We start from the raw sequence: 18,678 nt of genomic DNA, 5'->3' as shown, positions 1-18,678 counted from the left end.
GCCGCCGGAGCAGGGGCTACTGGACCCGTGCCTGACTGCTCGCCATGGTGTCCGGCTCGCGGTAGCAGGTAATGCCGCCGAGGGTGCGATAGCAATGCGTCTGCGCGGTCTGGGCGGCGGCCTCGGCCTCCGCGGCGCGACGATCCTCTTCGGTCTCGAAACGCTGGCAATAAGGCTCTCCGTTGGCCGTATAGAGGATCGAGCAGTCGCTGTCGAAAGCCCAGGTGGCGATGTGATCGCTCAGGGTTTTGTCGGTGTGGACGAAGCTGACCAGACTGGCGCCGGCCATCATGGCCTGGGACGCGGGGTCACAGGCACCCAGGCCGATTGCCACTAGTGGAACCATTATAGGAAACAAGGGGCTGCGTCTCATACCTTGAGCTCCTGCTGACCGGCTGTCTGCCGCCCGTTCATCGATCTCCGGACGCCTGCCCGGCCTCGGAGGCCTGGAGGGCCCAAGGGAAATTGCTGCCTGATGCCGCAAATCCCCTTCAAAACACCGAGGCTCTAGTGTCTCCTGCTGCGTTGAAAAAAATGTTAACGTGCGGGCGTTGTCAAAATTTGCCATAAAGACGGCGTAAGCAATTGAAATCAAAGATTCTTGTGGAGGGCTAAGACATGGCGGCGACGCCACCGATCTGTGAGTTTGGTTGGAAAGCGGTCGACTTCTCATTGCAGGGCATCGATGGGCGGACCTATAGCCTGAAGGAGGTTGCGGGGCCCAAGGGCACGGTGATCGTGTTCATGTGCAACCATTGCCCCTATGTGCGCTCCATAGCCAGCCGGCTGGCTGAGGAAGCCAGGGCCCTGCAGGCTCTCGGCATCGGGGTCGCGGGGATCAACGCCAATGATGCCTCGACCTATCCCGAGGATTCCTTTGAGAACATGAAGGCCTTTGCCAGAGACCATGGCATAGATTTCCCCTACCTCGTTGATCCGACACAAGAAATCGCCCGCGCCTATGAGGCCGTCTGCACCCCGGATTTCTATGGCTTCAACAAAGACCTGGAACTTCAGTATCGCGGCCGCTTGGACGAATCCAAGACCACGGTGGTGCCCGATGCCCGGCGCGAACTCTATGAGGCGATGAAAGCCGTGGCGGAGACGGGTCGCGGCCCCCGGGAGCAGATCGCTTCTATGGGTTGCAGCATCAAATGGAAGGCAGCCTGAAGCGATCATCCTGGGCGTGTTGTCCCTCCAAAGAGGCCGTGCCCATCCGACCCCAGGGCGATTAGAAGGTTGATGCTTGCCCCTCGGGGCTTTATCAACGAGGCGCCGTCATCGTGCAGAATCTAAAGTCCACCTCGTCCGGGCGGCGGCATCTCTTCCGAGCCTTCAGGCAATGACAGGCGGGCAGGGCTAGGTTGGGGGATCCGCGCCGGGGATCGAGCGTCCCGGGAAGCGAGCGTCAAGGAGTACTGAGTGGCCGACATCTTTAAGGAAGTCGAAGAAGACCTTCGTCGCGACAAGGCGGCGGACTGGTGGAAGCGCTATAGCCTTTATATCTATGTTGCGGCCGCTGTGGTGATTTTGAGCACCGCCGGTTATCAGGGCTGGCGGACCTATGACCAGAAGCTGCGCGGCGAGCAATCGGATAGCTACGCCGCAGCCCTGGCGATGATCGAAGAGGGCAACGAGGCGGAGGGCCGCAGGGCCCTGAAGGCGCTGAGCGACCCGTCCGGCAGCGGTTACCCCCTGCTGGCGGCTTTGACCGAGGCCCGTCTGGCTGCCGAGGCCGGTGAAGACGTTGCGGCGGCGGAAACCTGGGGCGATCTCGCCGCTGATGGATCTGCGATACCTGCCATTACCGCGCTCGGTGATCTTTATGCTGTGATGCAGGAAATGGACGAGGGCGACCCGGTGACCCTGCGAAGCCGGCTTGAGGTTCTCGCCGCCGTGAATGCGCCCTATCGCTTTACGGCCTTGGAGCTTCTGGCCGCACTGGCGTTGAGGGAAGGGGATCAGGATATGGCCCGCCAGCACCTCAGCAGCATTACCGACGATCCCAACGCGCCTGCGGGCAGCCGTGCCCGTGCCGCCGAGTTGCTCTCCACCCTGCCGGGATGATTCTCTGATGGCTTTATCTGCTTCGCGTGCGTTCCTGCCGCTCGTCCTTCTGCTTGGTCTTGGCGCCTGTAGCTTCGACGATTTTTTTGGTGAGTCGGAAGACCCGCCGCTGCCCGGTGAGCGCATTGCGATCCTGGCGATCGAACGCGGCCTGCGGGCCGACCCCGGCATCGCCGACGTGGCGGTGCGCCTGCCCGAACCCTACGTGAATACCGATTGGTCTCAGCCGGGCGGTTCTGCGGCCCATGCCATGTACCATCTCTCGCTGAGCGCCAATCCGCGACGGGTGTGGAGCGCGGACGTCGGCGAGGGCTCTGGTGATGTCGCGCAGATCCTGGCGCAGCCCCTGGTCGTCGGCGATCTGGTCTATGCCATGGATGCCCGTTCGCTGGTCTCCGCCTTTTCGGCCGGCAGCGGCAGCCGGGTCTGGCGCGTCGACCTTGAGGACGACGACGAGGACGACGGCTTCTTCGGCGGTGGCATCACCTATGGCGACGGCAAGATTTTCGTTTCCACCGGCTTCGCCAAGATCTTCGCGCTGAATGCGCGCAGCGGTGAGGTGCTTTGGGAGCACAAGGCGCCGGCGCCGATGCGCGGCGCACCGGTCGTCAGCGACGGCCGGGTTTTCGCGGTGACCTTCGACAATCAGACGATCGTCGTCGACGCGGAAAGCGGCGAGCGCCTGTGGAACCATGTCGGGGTTCAGGAAACCGCCGGCCTGCTCGGCTCTGCCAGCCCGGCGGTCGTCGGCAACACGGTCATCGTGCCGTACAGCTCCGGCGACATTCTGGCTATGCTGACCGACAGCGGCCGGATCGTCTGGTCGGAGAGCCTCAGTGCCATCAGGCAGACCGACCCTCTGGGCGACATCGCGCAGATTCGCGGCCTGCCGGTCATCGATCGCGATCTTGTTTTCGCCGTCAGCAATGCCGGCCGGATGTTGGCTGTGGACCTGCGTCAGGGCGTGCGCGCCTGGCAGGCCGACCTGGGCGGCGTCCAGATGCCCTGGCCGGCCGGTGAATTCATCTACGTTCTGACCAAGGATTCCCAACTCGTCTGTCTGCGCCGCAGTGACGGGCGGATCCGCTGGGTCCAGCCCTTGCCGCGTTTCGTTGACCCCGACGACCCGGATGAACCGATCCGCTGGTCCGGGCCGGTGCTTGCGGGCGACCGCCTGGTGGTCGCCGGCTCCCATGGCGAGGTGCTCTCGGTATCGCCTTATGACGGCAAGCCGCTGGGCTTCTTCGATCTGGGTGACGGGGCCGCGGTTTCTCCTGTGGTGGCCAACAACAGCCTGTTCCTGCTGACCCACGGTGGCCAGCTGATCGCGCTTCGTTAACCGTCGGGCGCGGCTGGGCCTTGGTCCGGTCGCATTGACCCCCATGAGGGCGGGCTTGCAGGAGCGTCGCTGAGCGCCTATGCCAGGGCTATGACTATCACCGTTGCCATCCTGGGTCGCCCGAACGTGGGAAAATCGACCCTTTTCAATCGCTTGGTCGGCCAGAAGCTGGCCTTGGTCGATGACACGCCCGGCGTTACCCGCGACCGGCGGGAGGGCGAGGGCAATCTTTTCGGATTCACTTTCCGGGTGATCGATACCGCCGGGCTGGAGGAGCGCTTCGATGCCAGCCTGGAGGGGCGCATGCGCGTTCAGACCGAGCGCGCCCTGGAAGAAGCCGATATTACGCTTCTGGTCATCGATGTGCGCGCCGGCCTGACCCCGCTGGACGAACACTTCGCCAACTGGCTGCGGCGCAGCAACAAGCCGGTCGCCTTGGTCGCCAACAAGTGCGAGGGGCGGGCGGCAGAGGCCGGCCTGGCGGAAGCCTACGCCCTGGGGCTCGGCGAGCCGATACCGATCTCGGCCGAACACGGCCTCGGTATGAGCGACCTTTTTCATACCATCCAGGCAGCGATTCCTGAGGCGGATGAGGAAGGCCTTGAGGATGAGGCGGCCGAAGCCGCCGGTCCGTTGCAGCTTGCTATCGTCGGGCGCCCGAACGTCGGCAAGTCGACCCTGGTGAACAAGCTGCTGGGCGAGGAACGCCTGCTGACCGGACCTGAGGCCGGCATCACCCGCGATTCCATCGCCATCGACTGGGCGTTCGAGGGACGGCCGATCCGTCTTGTCGACACCGCCGGGCTGCGCCGCAAGGCCAGGGTAACCGGAAAGATCGAAAAACTGTCGACGGCGGATACGCTGCGGACGATCCGCTTTGCCCAGGTCGTGGTGCTGCTTCTGGACGTGGAAGAGGGCCTGGAGAAACAGGACCTGACCATCGCACGCATGGTGGTGGACGAGGGGCGTGCCCTTATCATCGGCGTCAACAAATGGGATTCCTGCCGTGACCGCGACGCCGCCCTGCTGGCGATTCGCGAGCGCATCGAACGCTCTCTGCCGCAGGTCCGGGGTGTTCCCCTGGTAACCCTCTCGGCTTTGCAGGGGCACAACATCGACCGCTTGATGCAGGCTGTCTTTGGGGCCCATGAGGTGTGGAACAGGCGGATCGGAACAGCGGATCTGAACCGCTGGCTCGAAGCGGTAACCGCGGCCCATCCGCCCCCGGCCAGCGCCGGGCGAAGGGTGCGCCTGAAATACATGACCCAGGCCAAGTCGCGGCCGCCGACCTTCGCCATCTTCTGCACCAAGCCCCAGGACCTGCCGACGTCCTACCTGCGCTACCTGGAAAACGGCCTGCGCGAGACTTTTGATCTTCCGGGCACGCCGATCCGCATCAACATTCGAAAAGGCGAAAACCCCTACGCCAAAAAGAAGTAAGCTGACCCGCATCGGAAGCTTTCGGGGGGCGCTATGGCGACGGTCGATACGCAAGGGGCGAGCCTCAATTATGAATCTCACGGTGAGGGGCCGGTGGTGGTCTTCGCCCACGGTCGCGGCGGGAATACCCTGAGCTGGTGGCAACAGGTGCCGGTCTTCGCGGAGCTCTACAGGGTCATCGTCTTCGACCATCGTGGCTTTGGGCGCTCGCGCTGCGATGCGGAGCATTTCTCCTGCGACTACTTCCACCGCGACATCCTGGCGATCCTCGACGCGGAGGGCATCGATAAGGCCAGCCTGGTCTGTCAGTCCATGGGCGGATGGGGCGGTCTGAAGGCTGCAATCGCCTATCCTGAGCGCATCGCGGCCCTCGTCCTCTGCAACACGCCGGGTGGGCTCGACGTGCCCCTGGCGAACGCGGCGATCGAGCGCCTGACCTCCGGCGCCGTGAAGCCCGGCACCGGCCAGCTTGGCGACAGCTTCGTAGCAGACAACCCTGCCGCGGCCCATCTCTGCCGGCAGATCTCGGCCCTGAACAGCAATTTTCCAAAGCCCGTTCTGCGTCTGACCCGGGCGCGGACGGTAAGCCGCGAGGATCTAAAAGGCTATGCGGTGCCGACGCTGATGCTCACCAGCCCCGAGGACCGGCTGTTTCCGCCGCAGGTCATTGAAGAGGTCTCGCAAGCGATCCCAGGCGCGCACCTGATGCAGCTACCCGGTGCCGGCCACTCGGCTTACTTCGAAACGCCGGGGGCCTTCAACAGTGCCGTTCTAGAGTTCCTGGATGAGATGAAAGTCAGATTTTAGTATATTGTAATATATAGTAAATTTCTGAAAATCTACTCTGCCGCCACGACCTCGCCATTGCGCTGGCACGTGGGACTGGCGAGCTCCAGAAAGTGATCGCAAAGGGCTTCCGGCGGGCGCAGACTTTCGGGGTCTTCACCGGGGAAGGCGGCGGCGCGCATGCCGGTACGGATCGCTCCCGGCGACAGCAGGTTGACGCGGATGTTGGTCTTGGTGACCTCCGCAGCATAGCTGCGCACCAGGGCTTCCAGGGCAGCCTTGGAAACGGCATAGGGTCCCCAATAGGCCAAGCCGCTGCTCGCCTTGCCGGAGGTGACAAAGACCGCACGGCCGGCATCGGAGAGGCGCAGCAGCGGATCGAGGCTGCGGATCAGGCGATAGTTGGCGGTGACGTTCACCTCCATCACTTCCTGCCAGACAGCGGGAGGAATGTGGGCGACGGGGGTCAGCGGCCCCAGGATCCCGGCGTTGCCGATCAGGATATCCAGTTTGCCGTAACGCTCGTTCAGGGAGGCGCCGAGGCGGTCCAGCCCTTCGGCGTCGCGCAGGTCATGGGGCACCAGGACGGGTTGCAGCCCGCCTTCGGCGCGGATGGCGTCGTCCAGTTCCTCCAGCCCGCCGACGGTGCGGGCGATCAGGATCAGTTGCGCACCTTCAGCGGCAAACCGCTTGGCTACCGCGGCGCCGATGCCGCGGGAGGCGCCGGTGATCACGGCGATGCGGCCTGCCAGGCGGCCGGTTTCACTGGGCATCAGGCTTCCACTTTCCTGTTTTTGCGGCGTCTCAGGACGCGGCGCGATCCGCCGCAGAGCAGCAGTCCGGCCAGCGCACCTGTCGCGCCATAGATGAATCCCTCCGGGGTCAGCGGCAGGGCCGGCGCGAAGTCGCCGAGGGTGGCGCCGACCAGCCCGCTGTCGAAGTGTTCGATGAAGGTGACCGGGCGCTGCAGCGTGGGAGCAGAGGTGAGTGCCGCATAGGCTGTTTCCATGTCTGCCAGGTCGAAAAAGCTCTCACGCATGCGCTCGCCTTCCAGGCCGTGGGGATCGCTTGCCGTGAAGCTTGCGATGTAGTCGGGTACGCTCATGCCTTTCTCCGCCGCGTCCTCTTTGATTTCCGATACCCTGACCCTGGCCTGATCGATGCGGCCGCCAAGGCGCTGCAGATAGTGGGCGAGATACTCGGGGAACTGGGAAAAGCCGGCCCCGCCGGCGGCGGCGAAGAGGGTGTAGAAGAAGCGGGCGAACATGAAACCGGCGATACAGGTTCAGGCGGCTCAGGCGCGCTCTGCCAGCAGGGAAAGCTGGGCCGGCCTGTCGCTCTGCTCAAAGTCGGTCAGGCGGATCGGATAGTCGCCGGTGAAGCAGGCGTCGCAGTACTGCGGTGCTTTCGCATCGCGGCCAGTCTCACCCATGGCCCGATAGAGGCCGTCGAGGGAAACAAAGGCAAGGCTGTCGACGCCGATATGTTTTGCCATGCCGGCAACATCGAGCGAGGAGGCGAGGAGTTCTTCGCGCTGCGGCGTGTCGATGCCGTAGAAGCAGGAATGCATGGTCGGCGGCGCGGCAATGCGCATGTGTATCTCGGCGGCACCGGCGGCCCTGACCATCTCGACGATTTTGACCGAGGTGGTGCCGCGCACGATGGAGTCATCTACCAGGATAACGCGCTTGCCCTCGATCGAGTTGCGGTTCGCGTTGTGCTTCAGGCGCACCCCCAGATTGCGGATCTGCTGGGCCGGCTCGATGAAGGTTCGCCCGACATAGTGGTTACGGATGATGCCCAGCTCAAAGGGAATGCCGGAGCGGACGGAATAGCCGATCGCGGCGGGAACGCCGGAGTCCGGCACCGGGATCACCACGTCGGCGGCGACCGCGCTTTCGTCTGAGAGTTCCATGCCGATGCGCTTGCGCGCCTCATAGATGCTGGTGCCTTCCATCATGGAGTCGGGCCTGGCGAAGTAGATGTATTCAAAGATGCAGGGCCGGCGCGGTGCGGGCGGGAAGGGACGCAGCGAGTGCACGCCCGATTCGTCGAGGACCAGCATCTCTCCGGCTTCCACGTCACGGACGAACTCGGCGCCGATGATATCCAGCGCGCAGGTCTCCGAAGCGACGACATTGGTGTCGCCCAGGCGACCGAGGACGAGCGGGCGGACCCCCAGGGGATCGCGCACGGCGATCAGGCAGCTGTCGGTCATCGCGACCAGCGAGTAGGCGCCCTCGATCTGGCGCAGGGCAGAGGTCATACGGTCGATCAGACTGCCCGCTTCGGAGGTGGCGATCAGATGGATGATGACTTCGGTATCGGTGGTCGACTGGAAGATCGCGCCCTTTTGCACCAGGCCGTGGCGCAGCGCGCGGGCGTTGGTCAGGTTGCCGTTGTGGGCCAGGGTGAAACCACCGTTGGAGAGGTCGGCGAAGAGCGGTTGAACGTTGCGCAGCGCCGTTTCGCCGGTGGTGGCGTAGCGGTTGTGCCCGATGGCGGCATGGCCGGGCAGCCTGGCGATGACCGCACTGGACGAGAAGATGTCGCCGACTTGGCCGAGATCGCGGTGGGCGTTGAAATGCTTGCCGTCGAAGGCGACGATGCCGGCTGCCTCCTGCCCGCGGTGTTGCAGGGCATGAAGCCCCAGCGCGGTGTGGGCGGCGGCGTCCGGGTGGCCGTAGATACCGAAAACGCCGCATTCCTCGTGGAATTTGTCGTCGTCCATGCCGTCGGCAGGAACCAGAGGATTGGTGGTAATCACTGCTTGTTCCCTTCTGGCGCGGGCTCCTCGCCGATCAGGCCTTCGATGGCCTTTTCGATCTCGCCGCGCATGTTCTCGTTATACTCCGGCTGGCTTTCCGGCGCATCGGCTTTCCGAAGCGGGCTGACCAGTTGTCGGTAGGTCTGTTCCTGTCGGCGCAGTTCTTCGGCCCGGCGCCGGGCCTCTTCCGCTGCTTCGCTGCCGCGTTCAAGCATGCCCGCGGGCACCAGGATCATCAGCCGGTCGGCGCCCCACTCGACCATCGGGCGGCTCCTGGCGTCCTTCACCCACTCGAACATGTCTTCTTCGGGCATCAGGAACGTCAGCGCCAGCCAGGCCAGCACGACGATGACAGCGCCACGGGCAAAGCCGAACAACAGGCCCAGGGAACGATCCAGTGCCCCCAGGCTGCTTTCCTGCACCCGGTTGGAGAGCAGGCGGGTGAGCATGGAGAAGAGAACCAGCGAGACCAGAAAGATAACAACGCCGGTCACCAGGCTGGCGAAGAATTCCGTCGGGATGTACTGCTCGACCAGCGGTTGCGCGTGGGGAAAGGCATAGAGGGTCACGAAAGTCGCGGCGATCCAGGAGCCGATCGCGAAGACCTCATGCACAAAGCCGCGGACAAAAGCGAAAATGCCCGAGACGATGAGGACGATGATAACAATCAGGTCCGCCAGATTGATCGGCAAGCTGTCCATTGCGCTCTTGTCTGTTCCTGCGTGTGCTTCTAGTGGGCCGAAGGCTGCGCCCTTAAGGGGCGCGGCTGCGGTTTGGTGAAGCGGGCAACCAGATCCTGCAAGTGCGATATCTCCTCAACGGCCAGACCGCCGCCTTCGAGTCGCCCCTTGCCGGCGCCGCGTTTGGCTCTTGGGGCGACCCAGGCCCGAGTGAAGCCCAGCTTTTCGGCTTCTTTAAGGCGCAGTTCCACTTGGCTGACGGGCCTGATCTCGCCGGAAAGGCCGATTTCACCGAAAATCACTGTTTCTTCCGGCACTTCCTGTCCCGATGCCGCCGATACCAGGGCCGCCGCGACGGCCAGATCCGCTGCCGGTTCGCCAATTCGAAGGCCGCCGGCAACGTTCAAATATACCTCTTGCCCGGCTAAAGCCAGCCCGCATCGCGCCTCCAGAACCGCCAGCACCATGGCCAGCCGGCTGGAATCCCAGCCAACCACCGCCCGGCGCGGCGTTGCCTGGGGGGAGGCGGATACCAGGGCCTGGATTTCCACCAGCAGGGGCCGAGTTCCCTCCAGTCCGGCGAAGACCGCGGCGCCGGCGACGTTACCGCGCCGCTCGGCCAGGAAGAGGGCCGAGGGATTGGCCACTTCCTCCAGTCCGCGGTCGGTCATTTCGAACACGCCGATCTCGTCGGTCGGCCCGAATCGGTTCTTCGAGGCGCGGAGGATCCGGAAGTGGTGGCCGCGATCACCTTCGAAGGTCACGACGGTGTCGACCATGTGTTCCAGGACCTTGGGGCCGGCAATCTGCCCCTCCTTGGTGACGTGGCCCACCAGAATCAGGCTGAAGCCCCGTTTTTTCGCCAGGCGGATCAGTTCCTGCGCGGCGGCGCGGACCTGGGAGACGGTTCCCGGCGCCGACTCAAGGCTGTCGATATAAAGGGTCTGGACCGAATCGACGATCACCACGGCCGGGACCTGCTGCTGGTCCAGGCCGGCCACCATGTCGCGCACCGAGGTGGCGGAGGCAAGCTGCACCGGTGCTTCGGCCAGGCCCATGCGTCTTGCGCGCAACCGAACCTGATCGATCGATTCTTCACCTGAGATGTAAGCACAGGCGGAGGCGGGGTTTTTGCCGCCGCCGGCCAGGCGGGCCGCGACCTGAAGCAGTAAGGTCGATTTGCCGATGCCCGGGTCGCCGGCGACCAGGACCGCTGAGCCCGGCACCAGGCCGCCACCGGTTACCCGGTCGAATTCCGCCAGCCCGCAGACCAGGCGCGGCTGCGGTGCGCTTTGGCCCTTCAGATCGACGAACTGGAGCTTCTGCGATGCCTTGCCGCGGCTCGAAAGGCCGCCGGGCGTTTTCTCCAGCACCTCCTCGGTCATGGAATTCCAAGCGCCGCAGCCCTCGCAGCGCCCGGACCATTTACCGGCGACTGCACCGCAGCCCTGGCAGACATAGCGGGATTGGGTCTTCGCCATGGCTATCGTCTTTCTTCCGGCAGGTTATGCCGGGGGTCTTGCGCTGCTGGCCCGCCTATCACTATAGCGCACGGACCTGCATTTCGATCGGTCCCTCGGCGCGTCCGTTGATGAACTGGTCGACGTAGGGGTTGCCCGAGTTGTCGATGGTCGCCGTGTTCCCGACCCAGATGATCTGCCCGTGGTAAAGCATGGCGGTGCGGTCGGAGATACGCCGGGCGGAGGCCATGTCATGAGTGATGGACAACGCCGTCGCCCCCAGCTGCTTCACGCATTTGACGATCAGCCGGTCGATGACGTCGCCCATGATGGGGTCGAGCCCGGTGGTCGGCTCGTCGAAGAAGATGATCTCCGGCTCGGTGGCGATCGCGCGGGCCAGCCCAACGCGCTTGCGCATGCCGCCGGACAGCTCGGCGGGCGTCAGGTTGCCCACGTCTTCGTTCAGGCCGACGGCCGCCAGCTTTTCCAGGGCGATCGCCCGGGCCTCCTCGCGCGGCTTGCGCTGGCCCTGGATCAGTCCGAAGGCCACGTTTTCCCAGACCGGGAGAGAATCGAAGAGCGCCGAATTCTGGAACAGCATGCCGAATTTGCGGCGGATACGGTCAAGATCCTCACCCCTTGCGCCGACCACTTCCTCGCCATCCACTTCGATGGAGCCGGCATCGGGATGCAGAAGGCCCAGAATGCATTTCAGCAACACTGACTTGCCGCTGCCCGAGCCGCCGATCACCAGGAAGGATTCGCCCGGAAAAATGTCCATGTCGACCCCGTCGAGCACGACCTTGTCGCCGAAAGCCTTGCTGAGGCCGCGGATCTTGATCTTGGGGGCCTGGTTGTTGTGGGCTTCGGTCATCGGGCAAAAAACAGTTCGGTGATGAAGTAGTTGAAGCAGAGGATCAGGATGGAGGCTGAAACCACGGCGTTGGTGGTTGCCGCGCCGACGCCCTGGGCCCCGCCGCGTGAGTTAAAGCCGTGATAACAGCCCATCAAGGTGACCAGGAAGCCGAAGACCCCAGCCTTCACCAGACCGGACACCACATCCTGTACCTCCATGAAATCTATGGTATTTTCCAGGTAGGTGGCGGGATTGAAGCCCAGCTTATGGGTGGCGACGACATAGCCGCCGAAGACGCCGATGATATCGGCGATCAGGACCAGAATCGGCAGCATGGTCAACCCGGCGATCAGGCGCGGGGCGATCAGGTACTTGAAAGGGTTGGTCGCCAGGGTGTCCAGGGCGTCGATCTGCTCGGTCACGCGCATGGTGCCGATCTCGGCGGCCATGGAGGCACCGACCCGGCCCGCGACCATCAGCCCGGCCAGAACCGGACCCAGCTCACGGGTAATGGAGACCACCACCACGTTGGGGATCGCGCTCTCGGCCGAAAAGCGTTCGAAGCCGGTGTAGCTCTGCAGCGCCAGCACCATGCCGGTAAAGATCGCGGTCAGGCCCACCACCGGCAGCGAGTAATAGCCGATTTCCACCATCTGACGGAGAATCAGCCTGGGATAGAAGGGTGGCCGCAGGCAGTGCGACAGCGACAGCATGGTAAAAAGAGACAGCCGGCCGGTCGCTTCCAGAAAGAACAGAAAGGTCCGGCCGATCGGCTGAAGAATCGGCATATAGAGTTAGCCCAAGTAAGTCCGGTGATAACGTCTTCCCAGGGCCGTGAGGATCTCGTAGCCGATCGTGCCGGCCTCCTGCGCCAGCGCATCAACGCCGTGCTGAGGACCGAGCAGATCGACCATCTGCCCCGGGCACGCTGCTCCCGGCGCGACCTCGGTAACATCCAGCGCTAGCAGGTCCATGGAAATCCGCCCAACCACAGGAACTTCTCGACCGTCAACCCAGGCCCGCCCCCGACCGGAGATCGAGCGCAGGTACCCATCGGCGTAGCCCGCGGCGACAGTCGCTATTCGGGCCGGCCCGGTGGCGCGGTGGGTCGCACCATAACCAACGCTCTGAGGGGCGTCAATTGCGCGAACCTGGAGGATTCGGGCCTGCAGGCGGACAACTGCCAGCACGGGACTCGGGGCCGCCGGCGTGGGGTTCACGCCATAGACGGCAGCCCCGGGCCGGCCGAGATCGAAGTGGTAGTCCGGGCCCAGGAAGATGCCGGAGGAGTTGCAGAGCGAGGCCGGTGCCTTCGGCAGGCCCCGCCGGGCTGCGTGAAATGCCGCCAGCTGTTCGGCGTTCTGCGGGTGCTGGGGATCGTCCGCACAGGCCAGGTGACTCATAAAGCAGGTCGGGGCGATGCCCTGCAGGCGCTCCGGCGCCTCGCGGAGCTGGGAAGTTTCGGCTTCGGGGAGCCCCAGGCGGTTCATGCCACTGTCCAATTGGATGGCGGCCGGCAAAACCCGGTCGCGCTCGACCGCGGCACGGCTCCAGGCATCGATCTCGCCGAGCGAGTTGAGCACCGGCAGGATGTTGTTGTCGATGAAGGCGGCCTCGGTTCCTGGCATCAGGCCGTTCAGAACATAGAGCGACACGGCAGGGTGACAGGCATCCAGCACAGGCCGCAGAGCGATGGCTTCTTCCAGCTGCGCCACAAAGACGCTGCGGGCGCCCTGCTTGACCAGGACCGGGGCGACTTCGGCCATACCCAGGCCATAGGCGTCCGCTTTCACCACGGCGGCCAGAGGTTTTTCCTGAAAGGCCTTGCGCAGGCGCCGGTAGTTCTCGGCGATAGCGCCCAGGTCGATGGTCAGAACGCCACTCGCGCTGGCCAGTGATGGTGCAGTTGGCGCAGAGGCTTCAGTAGTGATCGGGGAGGTGGGCATCGTCGATCAGGTCGCTGAAGCGTGTGGTGTTGCCGTCGAAGGAGAATTCCCGCGAGCCGATCGGGCCGTGGCGTTGCTTCGCGACAATGATCTCGGCCTTGCCGTAAGCGCGCTCGCAACGCGTCTTCCAGCTTTCCAGGCGCTCGTGAAACTTATTGTCGTCTTCGCCGTCGCGCTGTGTCGGCTCGGCGCGCTCCACGTAATACTGTTCGCGATAGATGAACATCACCACATCGGCGTCCTGTTCGATCGAACCGGATTCACGGAGATCGGCAAGCTGTGGGTGCTTGTCTTCGCGCTGTTCCACGGCACGGGAAAGCTGCGATAGTGCGATCACCGGAACGTCCAGGTCTTTGGCCAGCGCCTTCAGGCCACGGGTGATCTCGGACACCTCCTGGACCCGGTTGTCGGAGCGCTTGTTGGGCGGCGGCTGCATGAGCTGCAGGTAATCGATGACAATCATCGAGAGCCCGTGCTGGCGTTTCAGGCGCCGCGCGCGGGTGCGCACCTGGCTGACCGATAGGGCAGGGGTGTCGTCGACGAAGAGCGGCAGTTCGTAAAGCTCGCGGCTTTTTTCGAAAACCGAATCGAAGTCTTCATCGCGAATGTCGCCGCGGCGCATGGCGTCGGAGCGCACGCCCGAGCGTTCGGACAGGATACGGGTTGCCAGCTGCTCGGCCGACATTTCCAGTGAGAAGAAAGCAACGGGCTGGCGCTGTTCGACCGGGTTTCCCTCGGCATCCTTTTCCATACGCGGCGCGGCCGCGACATTGAAGGCGATGTTGGTTGCCAGCGAGGTTTTGCCCATGGAGGGCCGGGCCGCCAGGATGACCAGGTCCGAGGGATGAAATCCGCCGAGCAGGGCGTCGAGGTCTTGCAGGCCCGATGAAACGCCGGAAAGCCCGTCGCGCTTCATCGCCGCTTCGGTCATGTGCAGCGATTCGAGGATGGCGGACTTGAAGCCGATCAGGCCACCTTCGGTCTGGCCGACCTCCGCCAGCTTGTAGAGCCGGTCTTCCGCGCCTTCAATCTGGTCGGTTGCCTCGGTATCCAGGTCGTGCTCGAAGGCGTCGTTCACCAGATCCTCGCCCAGGGTGATAAGCTCCCGGCGCAGATAGAGATCGTGGATCGTCTTGCCGTAGTCGGCGGCGTTGATGATGGTCACATAGCTCGACTGCAACTGCGCCAGGTACTGCGCACCGCCGACCTCGGCCAGGGCGCTTTCCTGTTCGAAGAGGTTCTTCAGCTGGATCGCATTGGCGATCTGGCCGCGCTCGATCAGTTTGCCGCAGGCCTCGAAGATGCGGGCATGAACGCCATCGGCGAAATGCTCCACCCGCAGGAAGTCAGAGACCTTCTCGTAGGCCGCGTTGTTGGCGAGGATCGCGCCCAGCAAGGCCTGCTCCGCCTCGTCGTTCGAGGGGGGCAAGCGCAGATGGTCGCTGTTTGTCAGCGGGTCGGGGAGCGGCGTCAGGTTGGGGCGTGTCGATTCCATGGACGCATAGAATAGCAAACCCGCGCATCCGTCCAACCCCGGGGCTGAACAGATTGGGGGGAAGGCGGGGATAAAGACGGCGACAATCCGCTTGACGCCGGAAGAACAAAAGAAAGCGGCGGCCCGCGTTATCGGACCGCCGCTTTTTTTTAGCTACGCAGAAATCGTAAAGTCGGCGCTTAGGCCTCCTTCGTCTCCGCGTCGGCATCGCCTTCGGCCGGCTGCGGTTCGGCAGTCGAATCGGAGTCGCTGGCTTCCTCGGCGCCCTCTTCCTGTGCGACCGTTTCGACCACGGCTTCAATCTCCGCCTCGGCAGCTTCTTCGGCCTGGCGTCGATCTTCGGCGGTTACAACCCGGCCGCTCTCAAGCTGGGCTTTGGCCTCTTCTTCAGAACGGGCGACATTGGCGGTGATGTTCGCAGAGACCTCCGGGTGCAGTTGTATCCGCACCGGATGCATGCCCAGCGTTTTGATCACCGCAGTCAAGGCGACCTGTCGGCGCTCGACGGTGATGCCCGCTTCGGTCACGGCCTCGCCGATATCCCGGCTGTTGACCGAACCGTAAAGCTGGCCGCTCTCACCGGCCTGGCGCACCAGGGTAACGGTGAGCCCCTCCAGGTCCTCTACAACCCGCTGTGCCTCTTCGCGGCGCTTCAGGTTGTCGGCTTCGAGCTGCACCCGCTCCTGTTCGAAATGGGCCATGTTGCCCTTGTTCGCCCGCAGGGCTTTTTTCTGGGGCAAAAGAAAGTTGCGCGCATAGCCGGGCTTGACCGACACCACGTCGCCCATCTGCCCAAGCTTTTCAATGCGCTCCATCAGGATCACATCCATTTCACTGACTCCCGGCTAGCCGCTACTTCAAGACGTAGGGAAGCAGCGCCAGAAAGCGCGCGCGCTTGATCGCGCGGGCCAGCTCTCGTTGCTTCTTGGTGGACACCGCAGTGATGCGGCTGGGAACGATCTTGCCGCGCTCCGAAACGAAGCGCTGAAGCAGGCGGGTATCTTTGTAGTCGATCTTCTGCGCCTTGGCGCCCGAGAAGGGGCAGCTTTTGCGGCGACGAAAGAAGGGGCGGCGCGATCCGCCACCGCCACTGACAACACGGACGGTCATTCTGCAACTCCTTCACTGGATGCGGCGGGGGCTGCGGCAGGGGCCGCGGCGGGCGCTTCCTTGCTGCCGGTATCGCCGGCGGCGGCTTCGCTGCGCGGTGCGGGACCGCGATCGCCCGGGCGATCAGACCCGAAACGGCCACCGCCGCCCCGGCGGTCTCCACGATCACCGCGGCCGCCGCGATCATCACGGGTGTTGCGCTGCTGCATGACGATAGAGGGACCCTCGACCAGCTCTTCGACCTTCACCGTAAGATAGCGAAGCACGTCGTCGCTGAGGCGCATGTTGCGCTCCATCTCGTGCAGGGCCGGGGCCGGTGCGTCGATGTTGAGCAGGACGTAGTGGCCCTTGCGGTTCTTTTTGATCTTGTAGGCAAGGGTCCGCAGGCCCCAATACTCGGAGCTCGCCATGCGGCCGTCGTTGTCTTCCAGGATCTTGGTGTAGTCCGCGACCAGGCTCTCGACCTGGGACGAAGACACGTCTTGGCGTGCGATCAGCACGCATTCATAGAAAGCCATATTGTACTCCCTCTGGCTCTTTAACGAGCCGGCGCTGATCGGTCTCAGCCGCCCGGCCCTAGCCGGCACCTCAATTGGAACCGGCAAGGAGTGCTTTACGCCCCTAAAAGGGCGAAGCGGCGGGACTATACACCTTCCAAAGGGTGGCGCAAGCAGGATCCTGGGGGGCTCACAGCCCTGCGATTAGCCCCGGGAGACCGCTGGGAGGCCCTGGGGACGTTCCTGAGATCGGCTTTGCCCTATTCCAGCCCCCGATCCGGCTTGACAGTTGGTTTTGCGTCGCTATGTCTGGGCTGCGTTTCTTCCGATTCACCCTATTTTTCGCACGGAGTTGGCCCAATGAGCCTGGCTTTCGTCTTTCCGGGGCAGGGTTCGCAGGCGGTTGGCATGGGCCAGGCGCTGGCTGAAGCCTTTCCAGTGGCACGTCATACCCTGCAGGAGGTCGACGATGCCTTGGGCCAGCATCTTTCCCGCGTGATGTTCGAGGGGCCGGAGGAGGAACTGCGCCTTACCGCAAATGCCCAGCCGGCCCTCATGGCGGTCAGCCTGGCGGCCCTGAGGGTTCTGGAACAGGAGGGCGGCAAGCCGATGGCCGAGCGCGCCGCTTTTGTGGCCGGCCATTCACTGGGAGAATATTCCGCTTTGGCGGCTGCCGGCGCCTTGGAACTGGCCGATGCTGCGGTTTTGCTCCGGCGGCGCGGGCAGGCGATGCAGGAGGCCGTGCCGGTCGGCCAGGGGGCCATGGCCGCTTTGCTGGGCCTGGATCTGGAGGTAGCCCAGGGAATTGCCGAGGCTGCCGCGGAAGATCAGGTCTGTGCCGCGGCAAACGACAATGCCCCGGGCCAGGTGGTCTTAAGCGGACACAGCGAGGCGATCGACCGGGCCATCGCCCTGGCCCAGGAGCGTGGGGCCAAACGGGCGATCCTCTTGCCGGTAAGCGCACCCTTTCACTGTGCGCTGATGGCGCCAGCCGCCGACGTGATGGCCGATGCTTTGGCGGCTGTCAGCATCAAGATGCCCTCGGTACCCCTGATCGCGAACGTGACCGCCGCGCGTCTCAGCGACTCGGACGAGATTCGCCGCAAGCTGGTAGAGCAGGTGACCGGCATGGTGCGATGGCGCGAGTCGGTTGCTTTCATGGCGTCCCAGGGTGTTGAAAAGACGGTCGAGCTTGGCGCCGGCAAGGTCCTGACGGGGCTCACCAAGCAGATCGACCGCGATCTTGTCGGGGTCGCTGCCGGAACGCCGGAAGAAATGGAAAAATTGCTGCAGCAGTTATGAGCCGCTTCGTGTGAGGGCTGATAACCGGCGTTGGTTTAGCGCCAACGGGTCCGCAACAAACCGGACCTTTCGCATTTGAAGTTTAATGGCCGCGGAGAAGCCGAAATGTTTGATTTGAGTGGGAAAATCGCCTTGGTTACGGGGGCGTCCGGCGGCATCGGCGGCGCCATTGCCACGCGCCTGCACGCCCAGGGCGCGACGGTGGTGTTGAGCGGCACCCGTGCCGACGCATTGGAAGAGCGGGCGGCGGCTCTGGGCGACCGCGCGCACGTCATGGCCTGCAATCTGGCCGGCGAGGGCGAGGCGAGTGCTCTCGTGGGGCGCGTACAGGAGGAACTCGGCCAACTCGACATCCTGGTCAACAATGCCGGGCTCACCCGTGACGGCTTGACCATGCGCATGAAGGACGAGGATTGGCATGACGTCATCGAAGTGAATCTGACCGCCGCTTTCCGGCTGTCGCGCGCCAGCCTCAAGGGCATGATGAAACGTCGCTGGGGCCGCATTATCAGTATCAGTTCCATCGTCGGTGTGACAGGGAATCCGGGGCAGGCCAACTATGTGGCTTCGAAGGCCGGATTGATCGGTATGTCCAAGGCTTTGGCGCAGGAAGTTGCGAGTCGCGGCATTACCGTGAACTGTGTAGCGCCTGGGATGATCGAAACCCCGATGACCGATGTATTGAACGAGCAGCAGCGCGCCCGTATGCTTGCCGCGATCCCCATGCAACGCCTTGGAACGGCAGACGAAATTTCTTCGGCGGTGGTTTTCCTGGCCAGTGAGGAAGCCGCCTACGTGACCGGCCAGACCTTGCATGTAAACGGTGGAATGGCCATGATATGAAGACTCCCTGGGGGGGCACGACGAATAGGCGTCTGTAGGGCGTTGGCAAATCTTTAAGAACTGTGATATGAGGCGGCGCCCTGCGCAACA

At 63.9% G+C, this 18,678-nt stretch carries 20 protein-coding genes; 7 read left to right on the top strand and 13 right to left on the bottom strand.

The window, feature by feature from the left end; translation table 11 throughout:
* Nucleotides 1-16 precede the first annotated feature (16 nt).
* The gene (locus HBA54_RS17075) at nucleotides 17-373 is read right to left on the bottom strand and encodes a hypothetical protein (RefSeq protein WP_167226796.1); all 357 of its coding nucleotides are present in this window, start codon (nucleotides 371-373) and stop codon (nucleotides 17-19) included.
* 245 nt (nucleotides 374-618) lie between these two features.
* Here HBA54_RS17075 and HBA54_RS17070 point away from each other — a divergent pair, with 245 nt between their 5' ends.
* The 5 genes from HBA54_RS17070 to HBA54_RS17050 all read left to right on the top strand — a co-directional run bounded on the left by HBA54_RS17070 (nucleotide 619) and on the right by HBA54_RS17050 (nucleotide 5,653).
* Complete coding sequence (locus tag HBA54_RS17070; RefSeq protein WP_167226794.1) at nucleotides 619-1,170, top strand: thioredoxin family protein; 552 nt, start codon at nucleotides 619-621, stop codon at nucleotides 1,168-1,170.
* 252 nt (nucleotides 1,171-1,422) lie between these two features.
* Nucleotides 1,423-2,067 (top strand): tetratricopeptide repeat protein, encoded by a 645-nt coding sequence (locus tag HBA54_RS17065; RefSeq protein WP_167226792.1) that lies wholly within the window; start codon nucleotides 1,423-1,425, stop codon nucleotides 2,065-2,067.
* Between the two features lie 7 nt (nucleotides 2,068-2,074).
* Nucleotides 2,075-3,406 (top strand): PQQ-like beta-propeller repeat protein, encoded by a 1,332-nt coding sequence (locus HBA54_RS17060; protein ID WP_167226790.1) that lies wholly within the window; start codon nucleotides 2,075-2,077, stop codon nucleotides 3,404-3,406.
* A gap of 90 nt (nucleotides 3,407-3,496) precedes the next feature.
* Nucleotides 3,497-4,846, top strand: a complete 1,350-nt coding sequence (gene der / locus HBA54_RS17055) for a ribosome biogenesis GTPase Der (protein ID WP_167226788.1) — start codon at nucleotides 3,497-3,499, stop codon at nucleotides 4,844-4,846.
* 33 nt (nucleotides 4,847-4,879) lie between these two features.
* Nucleotides 4,880-5,653: an alpha/beta fold hydrolase gene (locus HBA54_RS17050; RefSeq protein WP_167226786.1), complete on the top strand. Its 774-nt coding sequence runs from the start codon at nucleotides 4,880-4,882 to the stop codon at nucleotides 5,651-5,653.
* Nucleotides 5,654-5,685: 32 nt separating this feature from the next.
* On the opposite strand, the gene HBA54_RS17045 is transcribed toward HBA54_RS17050, so the two are convergent.
* The 12 genes from HBA54_RS17045 to rpsF all read right to left on the bottom strand — a co-directional run bounded on the left by HBA54_RS17045 (nucleotide 5,686) and on the right by rpsF (nucleotide 16,464).
* Nucleotides 5,686-6,405, bottom strand: a complete 720-nt coding sequence (locus HBA54_RS17045; RefSeq protein ID WP_167226784.1) for an SDR family NAD(P)-dependent oxidoreductase — start codon at nucleotides 6,403-6,405, stop codon at nucleotides 5,686-5,688.
* On the bottom strand, nucleotides 6,405-6,899 hold the full coding sequence (locus HBA54_RS17040) for a DUF2937 family protein (protein WP_167226782.1): 495 nt from the start codon (nucleotides 6,897-6,899) through the stop codon (nucleotides 6,405-6,407). Before HBA54_RS17040 ends, HBA54_RS17045 begins: the two co-directional genes overlap by 1 nt.
* A 27-nt stretch (nucleotides 6,900-6,926) precedes the next feature.
* Nucleotides 6,927-8,399, bottom strand: a complete 1,473-nt coding sequence (gene purF, locus HBA54_RS17035) for an amidophosphoribosyltransferase (RefSeq protein WP_437126212.1) — start codon at nucleotides 8,397-8,399, stop codon at nucleotides 6,927-6,929.
* On the bottom strand, nucleotides 8,396-9,100 hold the full coding sequence (locus HBA54_RS17030; protein ID WP_167226780.1) for a CvpA family protein: 705 nt from the start codon (nucleotides 9,098-9,100) through the stop codon (nucleotides 8,396-8,398). The genes purF and HBA54_RS17030 overlap by 4 nt, the downstream gene beginning before the upstream one ends.
* Nucleotides 9,101-9,129: 29 nt before the next feature.
* Nucleotides 9,130-10,560, bottom strand: coding sequence for a DNA repair protein RadA (radA, locus tag HBA54_RS17025; protein WP_167226779.1), 1,431 nt, complete (start codon nucleotides 10,558-10,560; stop codon nucleotides 9,130-9,132).
* 61 nt (nucleotides 10,561-10,621) lie between these two features.
* A complete protein-coding gene (locus tag HBA54_RS17020) occupies nucleotides 10,622-11,413 on the bottom strand; it encodes an ABC transporter ATP-binding protein (RefSeq protein ID WP_167226777.1) in 792 nt (263 codons plus the stop codon).
* Complete coding sequence (locus HBA54_RS17015; protein WP_167226775.1) at nucleotides 11,410-12,183, bottom strand: MlaE family ABC transporter permease; 774 nt, start codon at nucleotides 12,181-12,183, stop codon at nucleotides 11,410-11,412. The genes HBA54_RS17020 and HBA54_RS17015 overlap by 4 nt, the downstream gene beginning before the upstream one ends.
* Before the next feature lie 6 nt (nucleotides 12,184-12,189).
* Nucleotides 12,190-13,341, bottom strand: a complete 1,152-nt coding sequence (alr, locus tag HBA54_RS17010; RefSeq protein ID WP_167226773.1) for an alanine racemase — start codon at nucleotides 13,339-13,341, stop codon at nucleotides 12,190-12,192.
* Nucleotides 13,316-14,836 carry a replicative DNA helicase gene (locus HBA54_RS17005; protein WP_167226957.1) on the bottom strand — a complete coding sequence of 507 codons (1,521 nt, stop codon included), beginning with the start codon at nucleotides 14,834-14,836 and terminating at the stop codon, nucleotides 13,316-13,318. The genes alr and HBA54_RS17005 overlap by 26 nt, the downstream gene beginning before the upstream one ends.
* Nucleotides 14,837-15,015: 179 nt before the next feature.
* Nucleotides 15,016-15,666, bottom strand: a complete 651-nt coding sequence (rplI, locus tag HBA54_RS17000) for a 50S ribosomal protein L9 (protein WP_167226771.1) — start codon at nucleotides 15,664-15,666, stop codon at nucleotides 15,016-15,018.
* A 22-nt stretch (nucleotides 15,667-15,688) separates the two neighbouring features.
* Nucleotides 15,689-15,946 (bottom strand): 30S ribosomal protein S18, encoded by a 258-nt coding sequence (gene rpsR, locus HBA54_RS16995; RefSeq protein WP_167226769.1) that lies wholly within the window; start codon nucleotides 15,944-15,946, stop codon nucleotides 15,689-15,691.
* Complete coding sequence (gene rpsF, locus HBA54_RS16990) at nucleotides 15,943-16,464, bottom strand: 30S ribosomal protein S6 (protein ID WP_167226767.1); 522 nt, start codon at nucleotides 16,462-16,464, stop codon at nucleotides 15,943-15,945. Before rpsF ends, rpsR begins: the two co-directional genes overlap by 4 nt.
* 339 nt (nucleotides 16,465-16,803) lie before the next feature.
* Here rpsF and fabD point away from each other — a divergent pair, with 339 nt between their 5' ends.
* Nucleotides 16,804-17,745 (top strand): ACP S-malonyltransferase, encoded by a 942-nt coding sequence (fabD, locus tag HBA54_RS16985; RefSeq protein WP_167226765.1) that lies wholly within the window; start codon nucleotides 16,804-16,806, stop codon nucleotides 17,743-17,745.
* Between the two features lie 105 nt (nucleotides 17,746-17,850).
* Entirely contained in the window at nucleotides 17,851-18,588 is a 738-nt protein-coding gene (gene fabG / locus HBA54_RS16980) for a 3-oxoacyl-[acyl-carrier-protein] reductase (protein ID WP_167226763.1), read from the top strand.
* Nucleotides 18,589-18,678 lie beyond the last annotated feature (90 nt).

The organism is Pelagibius litoralis (assembly GCF_011683915.1).
Taxonomy (GTDB): domain Bacteria; phylum Pseudomonadota; class Alphaproteobacteria; order Kiloniellales; family Kiloniellaceae; genus Pelagibius; species Pelagibius litoralis.
The sequence above is the reverse complement of the archived record's forward strand: the minus strand, read 5'-3'. Positions and strand labels throughout refer to the sequence as shown.